This window comes from Amycolatopsis sp. NPDC051373 (genome assembly GCF_040689465.1).
GTDB lineage: Bacteria > Actinomycetota > Actinomycetes > Mycobacteriales > Pseudonocardiaceae > Amycolatopsis.
The window spans coordinates 1-20,586 of the sequence record NZ_JBFBAE010000030.1; the positions used below are offsets into that span (position 1 = coordinate 1).

Below are 20,586 nucleotides of genomic sequence, written 5' to 3' on the forward strand. Positions count from 1 at the left end.
CGGGAAACCCCGGCCCGGGCCAGGTCTGATCACCCCGGGCCAGCCGGTTTCCCGTTGCGGCGGCGGGAAAACCCCGGCCCGGGCCGGAACCACGTCCCCGGTTTTGTCCACTGTCGGCCTAGAGCCAGCCGCGAGCTTTCGCGTTCATGCCGGCCTGGAAGCGGGTCGTGGCGTTGAGCTCGGTCATCAGCCGTTGCACGCGCCGCTGCGTCGTGCGGGGGCTCCAGCCGAGGGCGCGGCCGATGCCGGCGTCGGTCTGACCGGCGGCGAGCAAGGTGAGCAGGGTCGTCGTTTCGGGATCGCGGTCCGGGGCCGGGTCGGTGAAGGTCTCGGCCATCGGCACGGCGCGGTCCCACTCCGCTTCGAACAGCGTGACGAGCGCGTCGAGCAGGGCCGAGGCGTGGATGATGTAGGCCGCGTCCACTACGTGCGGTGACGAGCTGATCGGGATCACCGCGACCTCCTCGTCGGCCATCACCATCTTGATCGGCAGCTGCGGGCGCACGCGCGAGCGTTCGCCGTGGGTGCCGCTGACGAGGATGTCGTTCTGCAGCCGGCCGGGGAAGGCGATCGCTTCGCGGTCGTAGATCACGCGGAAGACGATGCCGGCCTTGAGCCGCTGCCGTTCCAGGTCGAGGTTCTCCCCGGGCACGCTGACATACGGCGGCCGGTCGAACCCGCGGATCTGCGTGCGGGCCTCGTCCTGCAGCCGTCGCACGCGGACGTCGATGTTCTCCGCGCCGGTCACGACCTCGACGAGCTCGGCGGGGTGGGTGAACCGGCTGGCTTCGCGGTGCACGGCCATGAGGTCCTCGATCGCCGCGCGGGCGCTACGCAGCTCGGCCGCGCGTTCGGCCGCGAGCGCACCCAGTGCGATATCGGGGGCAGCGGCGAGGTAGCGCGGGGGGCGCCCGGGCACCCGGCTGGCCATGCCGCTCGCGGTGAGCCGCGAGAGCGCCCGCGCCACCTGCTGGGCGGAAAGTCCGCATTGTTCCACCAGGTCCACGGCCCGCGTGCGCGGATGGCCGAGCAGCGCCGTGTAGACACGCGCGTCGGTGGCCGGAACGCCGAGCGCGTCGAGGTCTCGCAGCTGCTGGCGGGAACCCGCCACCTGGCGACTATTGGTCATGGTGGCTATCTTGCGCCACCGCTGCCACGGCTGGGAAATTGATCCGATCACTGGCCAACCGCGCAGTGTTTCCCCGCCAACGACCCTGTGAACTCCCCGTCCCCCCGACCCGAAAGGGAGTCAGGTGCCCCGCGCCCGAACGATCCCGTTTCGCCGTGTCCTGACCGCTGTCACCGCAGCCGTGACCCTCACCGGTCTCGCCGTCGCACCGGCTACCGCCGCACCCGAGCCCGCTCAGCCACCACCGTCGAGACACGTCGCGATGCCCGACGGCGGCGCCATCACTGTTGCCCCCGACGGCACCGCGACCCGCACCGACGCCCACGGCAAAACACTCGGCAAGACCGTGCTCGCGCTGCCGCAGGGCACTTCCGCCCTCGGCTCGCTGGCCCCGACCGACGACGCCGTGCGCGCAGCCTTCACCCCGGGTGCCACGCCCGAGCAGCCGCGTGACGTCCTCGTGCAGCTCGCCGCGGCCACCGCCGTGACCGGCGCCCCGCTCGCGGCGGGTCGCCGCGCGGCCAAGACGTCGGACAACGGCGTCAACGCGGCCCTGTCCGCGGTCGGCGCGACCTCCGTCGAACCGGTCTTCCCCGACGCCACCGACGTGCCCGCGCTGGCCAAGACCGTGCTGGTGCACCTGGCCGACAGCTTGCACACCGATGCCGCCGCGCAGAAGCTCGCCGCCACGGCCGGTGTGGTCAGCGCGCAGCCCGACCGTCGCGTTTCGGCGATGTCCACCGGCCCCGTGCGCTTGCCCCAGCCGGCGGTGAAAGCGGCGAAACTGCCGCAGGCGCACCAAAAGCCGCCGACCGGCCTGCCCTCGAACTACGGCGTGACGTCGTCGGCGCAGAGCTACCTCAACGCGGGCGGCACCAACGCGCTCGGCGCCTACAGCCTGCTGGACGGGAAGCTGCCGGGCAGCGGCGAGATCATCACCAACGTCTCCCTCGGCGACCTCACCGACCAGGGCATGGCCGACGCGGGCGACACCTACGTCCGCAACTACGGCCCGACCACCGTCGTGCAGGGCGGCCAGCGCTACCTCGACGTGCCGTCGATGCCGCTGATCCCCACCTACACCGCCGACTCCTCGGGCCGGCTCGACCCGCTCGGCTCGGTGGAGAACCAGGACCCCGCGCTCGGCGAGGTGCTGCTCGACTTCGGTGTGATGGCCCCGCTGCCGCACGACGCGCAGCGCGCCGGCGCCCAGGGCGACGGCTTCACCGACCTCCTCGGCATCGCGCCCGGCGCGCAGTACCGGCTGGTGGTGCCTCAGGAGCCGACGCTCGACCAGATCTCCGTGGCACTGCTGGCCGCCGCGCGCCAGACGCCGCGCCCGGACGTGATCACCGCGAGCCTCGGCGTCGGCACCGACAGCGCGGGCTTCCCGGGCCGCTACCTCGAAGACGACCCGGTGGCGCAGGCCGTGATCTCGACGATTGTGAAGCAGTACCACATCGTCGTCACCATCTCCTCCAACGACGGCACGCGCCTCTACACCCCGGCGGCCGTCGGTCCGGACGGCGGCAGCACGCCCACCGACGTGACCAAGGACCCGCGCGAGACCACGGACATCGCCGACGACCAGTTCTCCACCACGCCGACGAAGGTGCTCGACAGCGGCGCGATCGCCGTCGGCGGCACCACGCTCGACGACACGCTCGCCGTGCCGCAGCAGGCCGGCGGCGCGGCCGCGCACAACCCGACCTTCGCCACGACCCGCACCGACGGCGGCGGGAACTTCTCCTCGGGTTTCGGCACGCGCGTGGACGTTTCCGCGCCCAGCGACGGCATCCTCGTCGGGGAGCACACGCAGCGCGGGGGCGCGCAGGACGTGACGCCGGTGCTCAACGGTGGCACGTCGGCGTCCGCGCCGATGACCGCGGCCGCGGCGGCGGTGGTGCTGCAGGCGGCGAAGCAGGCCGGCCGCTCGCTGAGCCCGGCCGACGTCCGCTCGGTCCTGCAGCACACGGCGCGGCCGGTCGCGTCGCCGCCGCAGATGGACCGGCCGGTGACGGTCGGTCCGCAGATCGACGTGACCGCGGCCGTGCAGTCGGTGCTCGGTGACCGTCGTGCCGACCCCGCGATCACGCGGGTTTCCGAGGCGCACCGCGTGACCGTGGGTGGCCTTGGCGGTTCTTTCACCGAGAACGCCGACGGCGGCCGCATCGACCTCGACACCGGCGGAACGGGGGAGGGGCTGGTCGGCCCGGTCACCGTCGGCGCCGACGTGGTGGGTGCTCCGGCCAACGCGACCTACGCGGTGAAGATCCACGGCCACGAGTTCACCTCGGCCGTGCCCGCCGTGCGGCTGAGCCCGAAGGAAATCCTGGCGGCAGCGGGACTTCCCGTGGTGTCCACGGAGGACCGTTCGGTGCCCGTCACCTTCGAGGTCCACTCGGGGCACCGGGTGGTGGCGTCGGCAGCGCAGACGCTCACCTTCGGCCCGACCGACGGCACCTACGCCGAAGCACTCGCCCCGGTGGCGCCGGCGACCGTGGCCGTGGGCAAGGAAGTGCGGGTGCACTACGACCTCACCGGTGTGCGGAATCTGTCGAACCCGCAGGTGGTCGTGTCCACGCTGGGGCACTGGAACCCGGTCAGCGCGCCGCTGTTCGGCACGGGGTTCGTCGCGCCGATCACCGCGACCTCCGGCGACGTGGTCGTGCCGGCTTCGGCTTTCGCCGGCGGCGCCGGGATCTACGGCATCGGGATCGTGCAGCGTTCGGTGACCGGCGCCGCCGGTGACCCGACGTACGGCGAGTTCACCGCGATCCGCGTCGGCGGCGCGGCGCAGCGGCCCGACGCGCCGATCCTCACGGCGGGCGGGACTTCCGGGCACTTCGCGGAGATCACCCGGGCCGCGCCGGCGTTCTCGCTCGGCTACGACGTTCGCGGCGTGCCGGGTGCGGCCGGCGCGGCGGTGGAGGTGTCGGCTCCCGCGCCGACGTTGTACAACTCGCTCAACACCGTGACCAACGCCAACGGCGACCGGCGCGACCAGGGCGGCCCGAGCGCCGGATCCGTGGCTTACCAACAGCTCCCGGCGCCCAACGGCGTCGCGAAGCTGGACGCGGTGAAGCTCGGTCTGGGCGGCTCGGTGGCGTACGACGTGCGTGTGCTGGCCACCGATCGCCACGGCAAGGTGCTCGGCCAGGCTTCGCCGACGTCGTTCCTCGCGGTCGACGACGGCTACGCGCCCGGCAACACCGTGGTGACGAGTTTCGCCGCGGCGGCCCAGGGAATGTCGTACGCCGCGCTGCGCACGCCCGGCGGTGGTGAGTCGGTGCAGGAGTACGACGCCGTGAAGGGCACGTACGGGCGGGTGCTCACGTCCGACGCGTCCGGCGACGGCGGCTACCAGGTGCTCGGCGCGGACGCTTCGGCGCACCGGCTGGCGGTGCTGCACTTCACGAACGCCGGGTGGACGCTGGAAACGTACGACACCACGTCGTTGCAGCGGGTGGCTTCCGTGACCGCGGACGGCTACTCCGTGCAGGGCGGCCGCGTCGACGCGACCCGGCACCGCGTGGCGATCCTCGCCAAGCGGACGGCGGACAACACCGACTTCGTCCTGCCGCTGACGCTGGCCGACGGTGCGCTCGGCACGCCGCTGCTCGCGGACCCGCCGGGTGCCGTGGCGGGCGCGTTCAAGATGATCGAGCTCGACCAGGCCACCGGGCTGGTCTACCTCGCCCGCACCGGCGGCGGCCCGATCTGCTTCGGCGGCGGCGCGGCCTCGATGGCGAGCGTCGACCTCGACTCGGGCGCGACGACCTTGTCGGGCGCGGGCAGCATCTGCGCCAACGCGATGGCCTACGACGACGGCGCGAACAAGCTGTACCAGCTGGTGTACCGCTCGGTGAGCCTCAACATCGTCGGCACCACCTCGCTGGGCTCGATCGCGGGCGACACGCTGACGGCGGGGGACTCGTACACCGTGCGCCAGCAGCAGGCGGCGTTCCTCGCCGTGGACGGGGTGCACCACCTCGGCCTCGTCGCGTTCCGCACGCCACCGGTGATCTCGCAATTCGGCAAGGTGGGCGGCGTGATCACGGACAACAACGCGACGAGCCAGCTCGCGGTGATCGACCTGGCCACCGGCAAACAGCTGTCGGTGGTGTCCGGGCTGAACTTCGTGTCGGGCCCCTTCGGCGGCGAGTACAACTCCCTCACCGAACGCTCGATCCAACTCGACCCGGCGACGCGCACGGGCTGGGTGCCTTCGTACGACGGGAGGCAGCTGCAGCAGTTCCGGTACTGAGATTCTTGTGGTAGCAGTTTGGTGATCGCGGCGGGGCCGGTCCGAAGTGGACCGGCCCCGCCGTGGTGCGGGCGGGCAGACCGGGTGGCTTCAGGGTCGGCTTGGCCGCGGATCGGTGTGGCCCGGCCTCGAGGCCGCGCGGTTCGTGCTCGCTCGGTGTGGGCGCGCCGGACGCGTGCCTCTTTCGGCACGGGCGAGTTCGCCGCGGGTCGGTGAGGGTGCTTTCGCGGCTCGGCTCGCCATCGTCGGGTGCGGCCGGTGTGGCGGGTGCGCAGCAAGCGCGGCGTCGGGCTCGGCGCTTTTCGTGGGTCGGTGCGCGTGGGGAGGGTGCTTTCGCGGTTCGGCGGTACTCCATGGTCCGGCGTGGCCGGTGCGGGTGGGCAGGAAGGGTGCCTTCCCAGGCCAGTCGTTCGCCGTGATCCGGCGGCGCGGGTTAGATCGGGATCATGAACGGAGCTTTGGCGGGCAAGATCGCGGTGGTCACGGGCGCGACCCGGGGCGTGGGCAAGGGCATCGCCCTCGAACTGGGTGCGGCGGGGGCGACGGTGTACGTCACGGGCCGCACCGCCGAGCCCGGGCCGTTGCCCGGCACGCTCGCCGAGACGGCCGCCGAGGTGACTGCCCTGGGCGGCACCGGCATCGCCGTGCGGTGCGACCACCACGACGACGCCCAGGTGGAGGCGGTCTTCGCGCGCGTCGCCGAGGAAGCCGGGCGGCTCGATGTGCTGGTGAACAACGTCTTCTCCGCGCCCGACCTGGCGGCCTGGCTGAACCGGCCGTTCTGGGACCTGCCGCTGACCGCGTGGGACGAGGTCCTCGGCATCGGCGCGCGCTCGCACTACGTGGCGACCGTGTTCGCCGCCCCGCTCCTCTTCGCCGCGGGCGGCGGCCTGATCGCCAACATCTCGTCCTCGGGCGCGGCGGCGTACCAGCAGAACACCGTCTACGGCGTCGGCAAGGCCGCGGTCGACAAGATGACCGCCGACATGGCCCTGGAACTGCGCGACCGCGGCGTCGCGGCTGTCTCGATCTGGCCGGGCCTCGTGCGCACCGAACTGCTCGCCTTCGCCGGCCGCGCCACCCCCGACGGCCGCACCGTCCTGGACATCCCGGGTGCCGGCGAGTTCGACCTCGCCGCGGCGGAGTCCCCGCGCTTCGTCGGCCGCGGCGTCGCGGCCCTCGCGGCGGACTCCGCCGTGCTCACCCGCTCGGGCCGCGTCCACACCACCACGGACCTCGCCACGCACTACGCCTTCACCGACCTCGACGGCACGCTGCCAGGCGAGGTCGCCGCGTCATGACCCCCTGCCTGCCATCGCCGGCGGACAAGCCCTATTGATCCCAGGGACGCTGCGAAGACCAACGCCGAGCCGTCGAAGACCTCCTCGGCGTTGTCGGGGTGCAGGTTCCCGAAGCGTTCGGCGCACAAGCCGACCTGCAGCAGGCCGTCGAAGCGGGTGAACTGCGGCGGATCGTAGAGGATCCACGATCCCTCGACGTTCTCGTCGATGCGGAACCGTCGCACGTCGAGCAGGTCCAGGGACACCGTTTCCCAGCGGAGATCTTCCCAGCGGGCACCCTCGCTCAGAACCCTGGCGTCGATCACGAGCCGGACGACCCGTCTTGCCGGCACGCCCCATTCCTGATCAACGACGACGCGGCGGACGAGGGAGTCGTGGAACGCGTAACGGCCCAGCAGCGCCGAGACCCCCTCCTCAGTCAACGGATACGGCCCGAGCTTCCGCTCCGGCACCGGCGGTCTGGTGTCCACTGTGCTCCTTCGTGAGCCGGCGATAGTCAGGGCGTGGCCTCATCACGCGGCGGGCTGCTGCCCGGAAGCAGCCCGCTCCGGGCCAGCTGGCAGGAGCATGTGCTGGGACGAACTCCGCGATCGAGGCCGGGCGCCCCGACGGTTGTCGAGGCGCCCTGTGCAGCGGTGGAAGCGATCAGCCACCCATCTTCTTCACGATCTCGCTCATGTCCGCGATCTGGTCGGCCGGCGGAGCGGTGATGGTGACGGGGGCGCCCCAGTCGCTGTATTCGAGCGTGCTCTTGCCCAGGCCGGCGCCGCCTGTGCCCTCGGCCTGCGTCAGCGCGGTCTCGTCCATCGTGATCTGCCGCGGGAGCTGGTTCTTGTCCACCCAGAGCTCGGTTGGCAGCATGATGTGCTTGCCCTTCACCTGCTGCTCGAGCTTGGCCTTGGTCGCGGCCGGCATCAACGCGGTGAACTTGTCCAGAATCTTGTCGAGATCGAGCTCCACCTTGTCGTGGTTCACTTTCTCGCCGTCCAGGGTGGTCTGGTCGGAGCTGACGATCCGGCCGGCTTCGGCGACCCGGTCGAGCAGCTCGGTCGGGTCGCTCGCCTGGGAGGTCGAACCCATGCTGCCCGACATCGCCTGCGAGAGCGGGTCGTCGGCACCTGGCGTGATCTTGAGCCACGGCTTGTCCGTGCCGAACCGGCTCGCCTCGGCCGGCGGAATCTTCACGTACAGGGTCTTGTCGACGATCCGCAGCTCGACCTGCTGGCCTTCGAGGGTCTTGGTCAGCGAAAGCTCGATGTTCCCGGCTGGAACAGGTAGTCGCCTTGGGCCGTGACCATCTTGCCGGCCGCGTTCGCCACTATCGAGACTTTCGCCGATTTCGACTTCTGCGTGCCTTGCTTCGAGGCGGCCGACAATCCAGCACATTCTGGAACGGCGCGGCGAGCCCTGGTTCCGGCTTGTCGCCGGAGGCCGACGTCGCCCCGTTCTGGCCCTTGGCGCCACAGCCCGTCAGCACGAGCGCCAGCGCGGCGCCCGCGGCGACGACGAAAGTGGTTCTGCGCATGCAATCGCCCTGGGAGGTCATTGGTTCACGCGCATATCGCCGTGGTGGGCCGGCGGTTACGCCGTTTCGGCCACGATTCGGGGTCGCCGTATCGCGTGCGGAGCCAGAGGCGTGCAAAACATTCAGATGGATGGATAAACCCAGATCTTCGAGAAGGCGTCATCCTAGGCCAAAACCGTCAAGGAAAAGGTATGTGTAGGTGGTGGCGAACACCCCACCCCACGCTCGAAGCAGCCGGGTGGAATAGTCCCAAGAGGGCCCGTTTGACCGAAAAATCCCCGACATACGGCGACACATCCCCGCAGGTTCACCCCACGGGCCGAGAGGAACACCACTCTCGACATCGCTTAGGTTTGCCTAAGCTCACCCTGCCCGACCTGCCGGGCAGTCCTCTGGAGTCCGGAAAGGACCTTCGCCGTGAGTACCCCTGTCACTCAAGCCGCGCCTGTCGCGGGTTCCGTGTCCCCCACCTTCCGGCGGCTGCACGCCGCTGCCGTCGCCCGGATCGTGTTCGGCGTGGTGTGGGCGATCGACGCCACGTTCAAGTGGCTGCCGGGCTTCGTGCACGGCCAGACGCTCGGCAAGGAGCTGGGCAAGGCCGACAAGATCACCATCCCCGTGGTGCACCAGTGGCTGGAGCTGTGGCACACCGTCGCGGGCTGGAGCCCGGCGGCGTTCGCCGTGGGCACCGCGGTGATCGAGACGCTGATCGCGCTCGGGCTGATCTTCGGGGCGTTCTCGAACCTCGTGTTCATCGGGAGCGCGGTGTTCTCGTTCGGCATCTGGTCGGCGGCCGAAGGCTTCCACCTGCCGTGGGACGCGCCGGGCATGACGGACCTCGGCCCGTCCGTCGGCTACATCTTCGCCTCGCTCGGCCTGTACTACGCGGCCGCCGGCTCCGTGTGGAGCGTGGACGCGGTCCTGCAGCCGAAGCTCGGCAAGCTTTCCTGGCTGGCCGCCAAACCGGCCACCGTCTAGTCGGAGCCGCCGCCGGACCGCTCGTGGCCGAGGTCGAGCAGCTCTTCGAAGAACCCCCCGATCCGCCGTTCGCGGTCGACGAGGTGGACCTCGAGGATCCAGTGCGACGTCTGCCCGTTGCGGTCCGGCCGGCGCATCGGGCGGTCGCTGCCCGGCGCGATGTAGGACTCGATCCGCTCGCCGTCGATCGTCTCGTGCGGGAACTGGCCGACGAGGTGCCCGGAGTGCGCGCCGCCGAACTCCCAGCCGGCCTCGGCGGCGAGCTTGGTGACGTGCTCGTACAGCTCGGCGCCGGTCACGTCCGGGTGGGCCTCGAAGTATTCGCGCCCGGCCTGCCACACCACGGGCAGGCTGTCGCGCAGCCGCAGCTTCACGGGGTCGTCGCCGAGCACGAACGTCCGCCCGAAGTCCGCCTCGAACTCTTCGAAGATCGGCCCGAAGTCGACGAACACGATGTCGTCCTCGGCGACCACGCGGTCGGGCGGGTTCTCCCGGTACGGCCGCAGCGTGTTCTCGCCCGCGCGCACGATCCGCTTGTGCCAGTAGCGGTCCACGCCGAACAGCTCGGCCGCGAGATCGCGCACCGCGTTGCTCGCCTCGGTCTCGCGCACGCCGGGCGCGAGCAGCCCGCGCCGCTCGACCTCTTCGAACAGCTCGACGGCCTTGGCCTGCGCGTCCAGCAAACGCGCCGCGCGTTGTGCCTCGTCCTCGATCAGTTCACCCATGCCCCCGACGGTAACCACCGCCGCGCGCGGCCACCAGGCGAGTCCGATTTGGGCGCCTGCGGGAGGAATCACCCGATCCGCGGTCGAGCCTGGGAGAACTCCACAGGTTTCCCACGGAGCCCGGCAAGGAAAATCTCAGGTACGGGGTGTGTTCTGGTCGAGGCGGTAGCCAGGAGCGGGACGAGGCTGGAGCGGGAACATGAGCGAACAGGAGCCGGGGTCGACCGGTGGGCAGACCGGCGGTTGGCCGTACGGACACGGTGACCAGACCCAGCCGGGCGCGTATGGGCAGTACGGACAGCAGGATGCAGCGGGTCAGCCGGGGACGCCGGGTCAGCCAGGCGCGGCGGGTCAGCAGGGTCACTATGGCCCGTACGCCGGCTACAACCCAGGCTGGGCACCGCAGGGTGCTTGGGGCCAGCACCCGGGTACCCAGCAGTTCCCGCAGACGCCGTACCACCGGCCGCCGCGGCCGATGCGCAGCGCGGCGATCGCGGTCGGCGCCATCGGGCTTTCGGTGGTGCTCGGCCTGGGCATCGGGCACTTCGTGTGGACGCCCGGCTCGGATTCCGCCGGGGGCAACCAGAACTTCGGGTCCGTCTCTCCTCCCGGGGGCACGTCGAGCACGTCGATCGACCCCAACGGGATCGCGACGAAGGTCGATCCGGGCCTGGTCGACGTGAACACCGAGCTCGGTTACCAGAGCGCCGCCGCGGCGGGCACCGGCATCGTGCTGACCTCCGACGGCGAGATCCTCACCAACAACCACGTCGTCGAAGGCGCCACCAGCATCAAGGTGACCGACATCGGCGACGGCAAGACCTACACCGCCTCCGTGCTCGGCTACGACCGCAGCCACGACATCGCGGTGATCAAGCTCAACGGCGCCTCCGGCCTGAAGACCGCGTCGCTCGGCAATTCCTCCGCGGTCGCGGTCGGCGACGCCGTGGTCGGGATCGGCAACGCGGGCGGCGCCGGCGGCACCCCGGCCGTGGCGGCCGGCAAGGTCACCGCGCTGAACCAGTCGATCACCGCGTCGGACGAGTCCGCCAGCTCGTCGGAGCAGCTCACCGGCCTGATCCAGGTCGACGCCGACATCCAGTCCGGCGACTCCGGCGGCCCGCTGGTCAACGCCAACGGGCAGGTCGTCGGCGTCGACACCGCCGCGTCGCAGGGATTCCAGTTCAACGGCGGCCAGGGCCAGGGCGGTCTCGGCCGCGGCCGCGGCGGGCTGGGCCAGGGGCAGGGCGGCCTTGGGCAAGGCGGTCTCGGGCAGGGTGGTCTCGGGCAGGGCCAGGGCGGTCTCGGCGGCCTCGGCCAGGGAGACGGCGGTCTGGGCCAGGGCCAGGGCGACGGCGGCCTCGGCGAAGGCGACGGCCAGCAGGGCGCCTCGGGCGGGCACCAGGGCTTCGCGGTCCCGATCAACCAGGCGATCGACCTCGCCCACCAGATCATCGGCGGCAAGTCGTCCGACTCCGTCCACATCGGACAGAGCGCCTTCCTCGGCGTGTCGGTGAGCGACGCCGGCCAGGCGCAGCAGTCCCCGGGCGGGCTCGGCCAGGGACAGGGCCAGGGTGGCCTCGGCCAAGGACAGGGCCAGGCCCAGGGTGGCCAGGGCCCATCCCAGGGCAGCTCAACCGGTGCCCAGATCCAGGACGTCGTGGCTGGCGGCCCCGCCGCCACGGCCGGCCTCACGGGCGGCGACGTCATCACCGCGGTCGACGGCAAGGCCGTCGACTCGGCGACCACCCTCACGACCCTCATGGACACCCACCACCCGGGCGACAAGCTCACCGTCACGGTGGTGGACCAGACCGGCCAGCAGCACGACGTCACCGTGACCCCGGTCAACGGCCCGGTCGGCTGAGCCAGGGCACACGAGGAGGGGTTCCGGTCCCAGCGGGCCGGGACCCCTCTTGTCGTCTCAGCGCCAACTTCGCCGTCGCGGGGTGCGGCACCGCATGCCGGCGACGCCGGTCGGCTGAGTTCGGCCACGCCAAGGAGAATCCGGTCCATCGCGGGCCGATGCCCTCTCTCCGCTTTGGCACCAACTTCGCAACCGCCGGGCGGCCACCGGGTTTGTGGCAGGGCAGGTCGGTGGCGCCGGCCGGCCGAGTCCGCGCGAGTAGCGCGAGGGCTCGGATCCGTCGCGAATCGGGGCCTCTCCCGTCGTTGCGCCGGTGATCTCGCTGCTGTTGGCGGTCGTCGGGTGTGGCAAGACGTGTCGGTGGCGCCGATCGGCTGAGCTCGACCACGTCCAGCAGGATCCGCTCCATCGCGTGCCGGTGCTCCCGCTGTTGTGACGGCACCTTCGCTGGCGCTGGCGCTGGCGGTTGCAGGGCCTGGCGCGGTAGTTCGGTCACACGGGTCGGCTGAGCTCGAACGCGCTCAGGAGGACCTCCGGCTTTCGCGGAACGGTGCCCTCTCGCCGTTGTGGCAGCGACTTCCTCTTGGAGCGGGGGATGCGCCCGTCGATCGCGATCGGCCCATCGCTCAGCGGCTGCCGACCTCGCCGGATGCGACGCCACGTCGGTGGCGTGAATCGGCCCCGGGCGGCTGAGTTCAGCCGGGACCCCTCCCGCGGTTGCGGCGCTACCTTCCTCCCGAACCGACGCGAGCACGCGAGCGGGCAAGCACGCGAACGAGGGAGGAAGCCCGATGAACCGCAAATGGCTCACCCCCTTACTACTTCTGGCAGCCACCAGCTGCAGTACCAGCACAACCGGCCAGGCACACCCCGCCGGCGGCGACCTGCCCAGCGCCGCCGACGCGCGCAACTACGCGGCCTGCGCCGACGGCAACTGCGAAGTGCTCGTGACGAAGGCGGTCGACCTGCCGGCCGGCGGGCGCGGCGACGTCGACACCCTCTCCATCACCCGCATCGGGCCCGGCGGCGTGGACTACGAGCTCAAGAGCGCGCACGGCAGCGGCTCCGGGAACCTGACCACCGGCTGCGTTTCGACGTTCTACGAGGGTGGGGGCGGGTCGGCGTGCTACTCCGGTGACGTGCCGCAGCCGGAGGCGCAGACGGGGGTGCTCGCGGTGCGGCTGACGGGGGCGTCGGCGGTCGGGGCCGTGGTGCAGCTGGTTTCCGGGCCGCCCGGGCCGCCGCCGGAGTCACTCGTGCCTCACATTCCCGGTTTCGGAGGCTGAGCGAGGCCTATTCTCTCCTGCGGCACCGTCGCCGAAGCCGGGAGAGGAATCCGTGGACTCCATCAGCACCCTGTCGTACGAGCCGCTCACCCCGACCGCCTACCTCGACCGCGCAGCGGCCGCCCACGGCAACCGGATCGCCGTGGTCGACGGTGAAGACCGCTGGACCTACACGGAGCTGCACGAGCGGTGCCGCCGGCTCGCCGGGGCGCTGGCGCCGCTCGCGGACGGGCGGCCGGTGGCCGTGCTGGCGCCCAACACCCACGTCCTCCTCGAAGCCAACTTCGGCGTGCCGTGGGCGGGCGTGCCGCTCGTCGCGGTGAACACGCGGCTCGCGGCGCGCGAGGTCGCCTACATCCTGGAGCACGCGAAAGCGGCGGTGCTTGTGCACGACCCGGTGTTCGACAAGCTCGTCGACGACGCCGTCGGGCTGATGTCCGAAACCGCGCCGCGCCGGATCCGCACGGGCGAGGAGTACGAACGGCTGCTCGCGGCCGCCGAGCCACTGGCGATCACGCCCGAGGACGAGCGGTCCGTGCTGTCGATCAACTACACCTCCGGCACCACCGGCCGGCCGAAAGGCGTGCTCTACAGCCATCGCGGCGCGTACCTGCAAGCGCTGGCGATGGTCGGGCACACCGGCCTGTCGCCCTCGGCTGTGCACCTGTGGACGCTGCCGATGTTCCACTGCAACGGCTGGTGCTTCCCATGGGCGGTCACGGCGGCCGCGGCCACGCACGTGTGCCTGCCGAAGGTCGAGCCCGCCCGGGTGTGGCAGCTCATCCGTGAGCAGGGCGTGACGCACCTCAACGGCGCGCCGACGGTGCTGTCGATGCTCGCCTACGCCCCGGAAGCGGCACCGGTCGAGACGACGGTGCGCGTCGCCACCGGGGGAGCGCCGCCGTCGCCCGCGATCCTGCGCCGCATGAGCGAGCTCGGCTTCGACGTGACGCACCTCTACGGCCTGACCGAAACCTACGGCCCGGCGATGATCTGCGACTGGCGCCCCGAGTGGAACGCGCTCGACGAGCAGGAGCAGGCGCGGCTCAAGGCCCGCCAGGGCGTGGGCAACATGATCTCCTGCACCGCCCGCGTGATCGCCGACGACGGCACCGACGTGCCCGCCGACGGCGCCACCATCGGCCAGATCGCCCTGCGCGGCAACAACGTCATGCTCGGCTACCTCGACGACCCCGAAGCGACGCGCGCCGCCGTGCCCGACGGCTGGTTCCGCACCGGCGACCTCGGCGTCGTACACGCGGACGGCTACGTCGAACTTCGCGACCGCAGCAAGGACGTGATCATCTCCGGTGGTGAGAACATCGCGTCGGTGGAGGTGGAACAGGCGATCGCCGAGCACCCGGCCGTGCTGGAGGTGGCCGTGGTCGCCGTGCCGGACGACCGCTGGGGCGAGGTGCCCGCCGCGTACGTGACCTTGCGCGACGGCGAAAGCGCCACGGAGGCGGAGATCGTCGAGTTCGTGCGCGAGCGGCTGGCGCGGTTCAAGGCGCCGAAGTCGGTGACGTTCGGGGATCTGCCGAAGACCTCGACCGGGAAGATCCAGAAGTACGTGCTGCGCGAGAAGGCCTGGGCCGGCGTGGAGCGGCGCATCCAGTGAACGCTCAGCCCAGCCGGTAGAAGCGCCACATGTCGTGGTCGATCGGCAGGGTCTCGACGCGGTCGAACCCGGCTTCGCGCGCATAGGCCTCGACGGTCGAGCGGCGGATCGCGGTGCCGGTGGCGGCCGAGCTCGGGCTGCTCATGCTGTCGGGCAGGCAGATCGACACGCTGAAGCCGTACATCAGCCGCTCGACGGCGTCGCCGGGTGCGGTGAACTCGTCGGCGACCTTCATGTCGGCCACGAGCACCGGTCCGCCGAGGCCGCGCATCGCCGCGAGCGCGCGGACGGGGTAGGGCAGGTCGTGCAGGCATTCGAAGGCCATCACGAGGTCGTACGGCTCGGCCTCGACCGTGCCGATGTCCTGGCGGTGCACGGTGATCCGGTCGGTGAGGCCGGCTTCGGCGACGTTGGTCCGGGCGAGATCCACCGAGGCTTGGTCGAGGTCGTACGCGTCGACGCGGGTCTGGGGGAACGCGCGCGCCAGGGCGATCGCGGCCCAGCCGCCACCGCAGCCGATGTCGGCGACGCGCGACGGTCTGTCGGCCAGGCGCGCGAGCACGTCGGGCATCGCGGGCAGCCATTGGGGCGCCAGCAGGTGCAAGAAACCCGGACGGTTGAGCGCCGCCTGCGATTCGCGCATGTCGGCGCCGTAGCCGGCCCACGGGAAGCCGTGACCGGTGCGGAACGCCTCCGCGACCTCGGGCACGTGTCCGGCGGCGCTCACGAGCTGGCGCGCGAGCGGGCTGAGGTAGGCGAGTGAGTCCTGGTCGGCGAGCACCGTCTCGGCGCCGGGGGCGAAGCGGTAGTGCCGTTCGGCGTCGGTGCCCGTGACGTCCAGGAACCCCGACACCGCCTGCTGTTCGAGCCATTCGCGGGCGCATCGCTCGTCGGTACCGGTCGTCTCCGCGAGCTGGGCGGACGTGCGGTCGCCGCCGGCGAGGGAGCGGTAGTAGCCGAGGCGGTCGCCGAGCGCGATGGCGATGACGTCGGAAGTCGCGACAGCGGCGTCGAACACGCGCGCGGCCATGGCTTCGGCGGGGTCTTGGGGCATCACACAGTATTCGCAGAGCGGCCTGAACCGGACAACGACGGGCTTTTCACCGGGGCCCGCGCTCGTGGCCCGGGCCCCGTCGGTGATCAGCGAGCGATCGCGGTGAGCAGTTCGGCGTTCGTGGTGTCGCCGGAGAGCTCCCACGCGAAGACGCCACCGAGCCCCTGCGACTTCGCGTAGCCGGCCTTGGCCGACGCCGTCGCGGGGGTGTCGTAGCTCCACCACTGCGAGCCGCATTTCGCGTAGGCGGTGCCGGCGATGAGGCCGTTGGACGGGCACGTGGTCTTGAGGACCTTGTAGTCCTCCACGCCGTCCTCACCCGTGGTGGTGCCCTTCACCGGGCCGGTAGCGGTGCCGCCGGGCTGCTTCTGCGTGACGCCGTCCCAGCCGCGGCCGTAGAACCCGAGGCCCAGCAACAGCTTCGCCGACGGCACGCCGTCACGGCGCAGCTTCTGGATGGCGGCGTCGGCGTAGAACCCAGCGGTGGGGATGCCGTAGTACGAGCGCAGCGGCGAATGCGGCGCGGTGGGACCGGTCGGAGTGGCGCCGGCCACGAAGTAGTCGTAGGTCATCACATTGTACCAGTCGAGGTAGCGGCTCGCGCCCACGTAGTCGGTGGCGTCGATCTTGCCCCCGGGCGCGCCGTCCGCGGTGATCGCCGCGGTCACGAGCTGCTTCCCGAAACTGGCGCGCAGCGCCTGGACGACCTTGGTGAAAGCGTCCGGGCCGCTGGCGTCGCACTCGAGGCCGCACGCGTTGGGGTACTCCCAGTCGACGTCGATGCCGTCGAAGAGCCCGGCCCAGCGCGGGTCGTTCACGAGGGCGTAGCAGGAGTCCGCGAACTTCGCGGGGTCTTTCGCCGCCTCGGTGAAGCCGGGGGAGAAGGTCCAGCCGCCGAACGACCACAGGATCTTCAGGTTCGGGTGCAGCTTCTTGAGCTGCAGGAGCTGGTTAAAGCTGCCGTGCAACGCGCCGGGTTCCGCGCTGTCGGCCTGCCCGTTGACGCTCGTGGCGGCGTCGTAGGGCTGGTCGGCGTCGGCCCATTCGTCGCCGAACGCCCACTGGCCCGCGGAGACGGTGCCGAACGCGTAGTTGATGTGGGTGAGCTTCGCGGCGGAGCCGGAGGTCTCGATGTCCTTGACGCGGTAATTGCGGGCGTACACGTCCCAGTCGGCGAAGTAGGCCATGACCTTGTGGTCTTGCCGGTGGTTCGCCGCGGCTGGGGCAGGTGCCGGTGTGGTCGCCGAACTCGGCGCCGCGAGCGAGGCGAGCACCAGGGCCACCCCGGCCCCGGCCGTGACCAGACGTCTCAGCACGATCGTTTCCCTTCGACGGGGGAAGAAGACCGCCGGACGCTAATAGGTCCAGACCATTGGGGAGGGTCCGCCGGGAGAGCGGGCAGCAACGCGGCCCGTTTTGACCAGGCCGACGCGCGGACGCGGGCGGGCTTCTGGTTCGGGCCCCGGGCGCTGCTCGGAAACAGTCGCTCGGGACCCGCCGACGAGTCCCCGGCTCGGATCAGGCCGGTGTGACCTCGCAGCGCCAAGCGCCGCCGGCGCCGCGGGTGCACGTGAGCTGCTGCTCGTCGGTCGCGCCACCGGGCCGGAGCCACGGCATCACGGTGTCGCCGGCGATGAGCGCGTCGAGCGTCTGCAGCTGCGGGTTGCGCGGCTCGGGGTGGTGCTCGTACCCGGCCCGGCCGAGCGCCAGCGCGATGGCCATCCCGAGCAGGTTGACGTCGTTCGCGTCGGTCGGCAGCTCGCCGCCCTCGGGGCGCAGTCGCACCCCGGCCTCGGGCGAGGGGACGATCGCTGCGGTGTAGCTGTCGGACATCAGCCGGCACTCTCCGTTCGTGGACCTTCGGGCGGCGCTCAGCCTATTTCGCCCGCACACCGGTGTCACCGGCGACCCGCCGGGGATCAGCCCAGCGCGCGTCGCAGCCGGGGTGCGCGCAGCAGGACCCGGCACGCGTACCGGACTTGGGCCCAGCGCCCGCTCCTGGTCTGGGCGAGGTCGTGCAGCTCGGAGAGGAACAGCTCGGCGTACTCGGCTCGGCTCCCGGCCGGCAGCAGCGCCGCCGCGCACGTGGCCGTCACGCGGGAGAACGCGATCACCTGAGCCGGGCTCGTCGTCCGTCCCGCCCACCCGTGCCAGCGGGGATGCCGCGAGCCGAACCCGTGGTCGGAGAGCACGGCGACCACGTCCGTGCGTGCCGCGTAGAGCTGCTCCACCACCTCGATCACGCAGCGGCGCGCGAGGTCGTGATCGTCGCGGCCGGTGCCCTCGCCGACCAGTGCCAGCGCGCGCCACGCGTAGGCGCGGGCGTTGCCGAGCGCGGGTCCCAGCTCGGCGGCGCTCGCGAGGTCGCCCGTCACGTCGAGCTCGCGGCACAGGTCGTCGAGCCGCCCGCCGACGAGCAGCAGGTCGATCACGCGGTGAGAGCTGCTCAGATGGGGGAGCAGCGTCGCCGCGACGCGATCGTGGGTCCGGCCGAGCATCCGATCCAGCCCGAGCAGCAAGTCGAGCGATGGGTTCACCGCGCGTCCCCTGCCAGGCCCGGGCGCAGCCGCGTCAACGCGCGCGCCGAGGTTTCCGCGCGGTGCAACGCTTCCCGCACGGCATCGAGGCCGTCGGAGTCGAGCCGGTAGTAGCGCCGCCGCGGCCGGCCCGCCTCCGACGGATCCGCTTCCTCCCACCGCGACCGCAGCCAGCCCGCCTTCTCAAGGCGCGCGAGGATCGGGTGGATCGTGCCGCTGGGCAGCCCGGCGGCAGCGCAGATCTCAAGCCCGTACAGCTCCTGGGCGGGTTCCCTCATCAGCGCGTGGAGCACCAGCTGGGTCGGGAGGGTCATCCGGGGACCGGCCATGCAAGAGCTCTACCTAGCCCCCGTGTTCGGGGGAAGCCCCGTCCGCGGCTCGGCGTCCGGGTGGCCTTCGAGAAGTGGTCTGGACACTTCACACATTGGTCCAGACAATAGGCACCTCCCCGTCGAAGCCGGAGGTAGGCGATGAGGCGTTCCCGACTGTCCTTGTTCCTGGCCGCGTTCGCCGTGACCCTGGGTGGGCTCGTGGCCGTGCCCGGCAGTGCCGGGGCCGCGAATCTGCTGGTCAACCCCGGGTTCGACGCCGGGTCGACCGGCGGGTGGGAGTGCGCGAGCGGGGCGGCCACCGTCGCTTCGCCGGTGCGTTCGGGGGCGGGGGCGCTGGCCGTCACGGCGTCCGCGGCCGACACCGGGCAGTGCAGTCAGACGGTGTCCGTGCGGCCGAACACGACCTACGCCGTGGAGGCCTGGGTGCGGGGCAACCCGGTGTACCTGGGGGTCACCGGAGGGCCCTCGACCTGGGCGGGCTCGGGTGACTACACGCGCCTGGCGCTGTCGTTCACCACGGGCGCGACCCAGACGTCCGCGCAGCTCTACCTGCACGGCTGGTACGGCGGCGGCACCTACTACGCCGACGACGTCAGCCTCGACGGCCCGGGCGGCGGGACCCCCGGCGCACCCACCGCGCCGGCAGCGCCCAAGCTCGGCGCGGTCACCAGCACGTCGATCGGCCTGACGTGGACCGCACCGGCGGGCACCGTGACCGGCTACCGCGTCTACGAGGACGGCACGCTGCGCACGACCGTCACCGGCACTTCGGCGACGTTGACCGGGCTGTCGCCGTGCACCACGCACAGCTACACCGTCGCCGCGTACAACACAGCGGGGGAGTCGCCGCGCAGCGCCACGGTCTCCGGCAGCACCGGCGGCTGCACCAACTCCGGCCTGCCGAAGCACGCCCTCATCGGCTACCTGCACGCCAGCTTCGCCAACGGCTCCGGCTACGTCCGCATGGCCGACGTGCCCGACGCGTGGGACATCATCGACCTCGCGTTCGGCGAGCCGACCACGCCGACATCCGGCGACATCCGCTTCAACCGCTGCCCGGCGACCGAATGCGCCGACGTGGAGAGCGACGCCGACTTCATCGCGGCGATCCGCGCGAAGCAGGTGCAGGGCAAGAAGGTGCTCATCTCCATCGGCGGCGAGAAGGGCCAGGTGCAGCTCACCACCACGACCGCGCGTGACGCGTTCGTCAGCTCCGTCTCGGCGATCATCGACAAGTACGGCCTCGACGGGCTCGACGTCGACTTCGAGGGCCACTCGCTGTCGCTAAACGCGGGCGACACCGACTTCCGCAACCCGACCACCCCCGTCGTCGTCAACCTCATCTCCGCCCTCAAAACGCTGAAAGCCCGCTACGGCAGCGCGTTCGTGCTCACGATGGCGCCCGAGACGTTCTTCGTGCAGGTCGGCTACCAGTTCTACGGCGGCTCGTCGGCCGGCGACCAGCGCACCGGCGCGTACCTGCCGGTGATCAACGCCCTGCGCGACTCGCTGACCGTGCTGCACGTCCAGGACTACAATTCCGGGCCGGTCATGGGGCTGGACAACCAGTACCACACCATGGGCGGCGCCGACTTCCACATCGCGATGACCGACATGCTCAAGGCCGGCCTCCCCGTCGCCGGCGGCGCTTTCTTCCCCGGCCTGCGCGACGATCAGATCGCGCTCGGCGTCCCGGCGACCGTCAACGCGGGCAACGGCTACACCGCCCCCGCCGACGTGCAGACCGCCCTGACGTGCCTCACCAAGGGCACGGGCTGCGGCGGTTACACCCTGCGCGGCGGCACCGTGCCGGGCCTGCGGGGGCTCATGACGTGGTCGATCAACTGGGACCACTTCTCGGGCTGGACGTTCCAGAACGCGCACGCGCCGTTCCTGGACACGCTTCCCTGAGACACCCTGCCTGAGACGCACGAGACATGGCGGGCCGCCGGCGATCTTCGGCAGAC

16 protein-coding genes are annotated in these 20,586 nt (G+C 71.5%); 7 read left to right on the plus strand and 9 right to left on the minus strand.

Annotation, left to right across the window (positions count from 1 at the left end; translation table 11 throughout):
* Positions 1–118 precede the first annotated feature (118 nt).
* Positions 119–1,129: a helix-turn-helix domain-containing protein gene (locus AB0383_RS40090; protein WP_364177434.1), complete on the minus strand. Its 1,011-nt coding sequence runs from the start codon at positions 1,127–1,129 to the stop codon at positions 119–121.
* 181 nt (positions 1,130–1,310) lie between these two features.
* Here AB0383_RS40090 and AB0383_RS40095 point away from each other — a divergent pair, with 181 nt between their 5' ends.
* Positions 1,311–5,396 (plus strand): S8 family serine peptidase, encoded by a 4,086-nt coding sequence (locus AB0383_RS40095; protein ID WP_366190071.1) that lies wholly within the window; start codon positions 1,311–1,313, stop codon positions 5,394–5,396.
* 446 nt (positions 5,397–5,842) lie between these two features.
* The gene (locus AB0383_RS40100; RefSeq protein ID WP_364177428.1) at positions 5,843–6,697 is read left to right on the plus strand and encodes an SDR family NAD(P)-dependent oxidoreductase; all 855 of its coding nucleotides are present in this window, start codon (positions 5,843–5,845) and stop codon (positions 6,695–6,697) included.
* Here AB0383_RS40100 and AB0383_RS40105 read toward each other — a convergent pair.
* Together AB0383_RS40105 and AB0383_RS40110 are read right to left on the minus strand one after the other, a co-directional pair.
* Positions 6,643–7,167: a hypothetical protein gene (locus AB0383_RS40105; protein WP_364177425.1), complete on the minus strand. Its 525-nt coding sequence runs from the start codon at positions 7,165–7,167 to the stop codon at positions 6,643–6,645. The genes AB0383_RS40100 and AB0383_RS40105 overlap by 55 nt on opposite strands.
* A 175-nt stretch (positions 7,168–7,342) precedes the next feature.
* Positions 7,343–8,161 (minus strand): hypothetical protein, encoded by an 819-nt coding sequence (locus AB0383_RS40110; RefSeq protein ID WP_366190072.1) that lies wholly within the window; start codon positions 8,159–8,161, stop codon positions 7,343–7,345.
* Positions 8,162–8,639: 478 nt separating this feature from the next.
* Between AB0383_RS40110 and AB0383_RS40115 the strand changes: the two genes are divergently transcribed.
* A complete protein-coding gene (locus AB0383_RS40115) occupies positions 8,640–9,200 on the plus strand; it encodes a hypothetical protein (RefSeq protein ID WP_364177419.1) in 561 nt (186 codons plus the stop codon).
* Here AB0383_RS40115 and AB0383_RS40120 read toward each other — a convergent pair.
* Complete coding sequence (locus AB0383_RS40120; RefSeq protein ID WP_364177418.1) at positions 9,197–9,925, minus strand: M24 family metallopeptidase; 729 nt, start codon at positions 9,923–9,925, stop codon at positions 9,197–9,199. The genes AB0383_RS40115 and AB0383_RS40120 overlap by 4 nt on opposite strands.
* Positions 9,926–10,124: 199 nt before the next feature.
* Here AB0383_RS40120 and AB0383_RS40125 point away from each other — a divergent pair, with 199 nt between their 5' ends.
* The 3 genes from AB0383_RS40125 to AB0383_RS40135 all read left to right on the plus strand — a co-directional run bounded on the left by AB0383_RS40125 (position 10,125) and on the right by AB0383_RS40135 (position 14,696).
* Positions 10,125–11,792, plus strand: coding sequence for a trypsin-like peptidase domain-containing protein (locus tag AB0383_RS40125; RefSeq protein WP_364177415.1), 1,668 nt, complete (start codon positions 10,125–10,127; stop codon positions 11,790–11,792).
* Positions 11,793–12,583: 791 nt separating this feature from the next.
* Positions 12,584–13,078: a hypothetical protein gene (locus AB0383_RS40130; RefSeq protein WP_364177412.1), complete on the plus strand. Its 495-nt coding sequence runs from the start codon at positions 12,584–12,586 to the stop codon at positions 13,076–13,078.
* A 61-nt stretch (positions 13,079–13,139) separates the two neighbouring features.
* Positions 13,140–14,696, plus strand: a complete 1,557-nt coding sequence (locus tag AB0383_RS40135; protein WP_364177684.1) for an AMP-binding protein — start codon at positions 13,140–13,142, stop codon at positions 14,694–14,696.
* A gap of 4 nt (positions 14,697–14,700) precedes the next feature.
* Here the strand turns inward: AB0383_RS40135 and AB0383_RS40140 are convergent, their stop codons facing one another.
* The 5 genes from AB0383_RS40140 to AB0383_RS40160 all read right to left on the minus strand — a co-directional run bounded on the left by AB0383_RS40140 (position 14,701) and on the right by AB0383_RS40160 (position 18,601).
* A complete protein-coding gene (locus AB0383_RS40140; RefSeq protein WP_364177409.1) occupies positions 14,701–15,750 on the minus strand; it encodes a methyltransferase domain-containing protein in 1,050 nt (349 codons plus the stop codon).
* Between the two features lie 86 nt (positions 15,751–15,836).
* Positions 15,837–17,066 (minus strand): glycoside hydrolase family 18 protein, encoded by a 1,230-nt coding sequence (locus AB0383_RS40145; protein WP_366190073.1) that lies wholly within the window; start codon positions 17,064–17,066, stop codon positions 15,837–15,839.
* A gap of 202 nt (positions 17,067–17,268) precedes the next feature.
* Positions 17,269–17,583: a hypothetical protein gene (locus AB0383_RS40150; RefSeq protein WP_364177403.1), complete on the minus strand. Its 315-nt coding sequence runs from the start codon at positions 17,581–17,583 to the stop codon at positions 17,269–17,271.
* Between the two features lie 86 nt (positions 17,584–17,669).
* Complete coding sequence (locus tag AB0383_RS40155) at positions 17,670–18,287, minus strand: hypothetical protein (protein WP_364177400.1); 618 nt, start codon at positions 18,285–18,287, stop codon at positions 17,670–17,672.
* The gene (locus tag AB0383_RS40160) at positions 18,284–18,601 is read right to left on the minus strand and encodes a helix-turn-helix transcriptional regulator (RefSeq protein ID WP_364177398.1); all 318 of its coding nucleotides are present in this window, start codon (positions 18,599–18,601) and stop codon (positions 18,284–18,286) included. The genes AB0383_RS40155 and AB0383_RS40160 overlap by 4 nt, the downstream gene beginning before the upstream one ends.
* A 156-nt stretch (positions 18,602–18,757) precedes the next feature.
* Between AB0383_RS40160 and AB0383_RS40165 the strand changes: the two genes are divergently transcribed.
* Positions 18,758–20,530: a glycoside hydrolase family 18 protein gene (locus tag AB0383_RS40165; RefSeq protein WP_366190074.1), complete on the plus strand. Its 1,773-nt coding sequence runs from the start codon at positions 18,758–18,760 to the stop codon at positions 20,528–20,530.
* Positions 20,531–20,586: the final 56 nt, after the last annotated feature.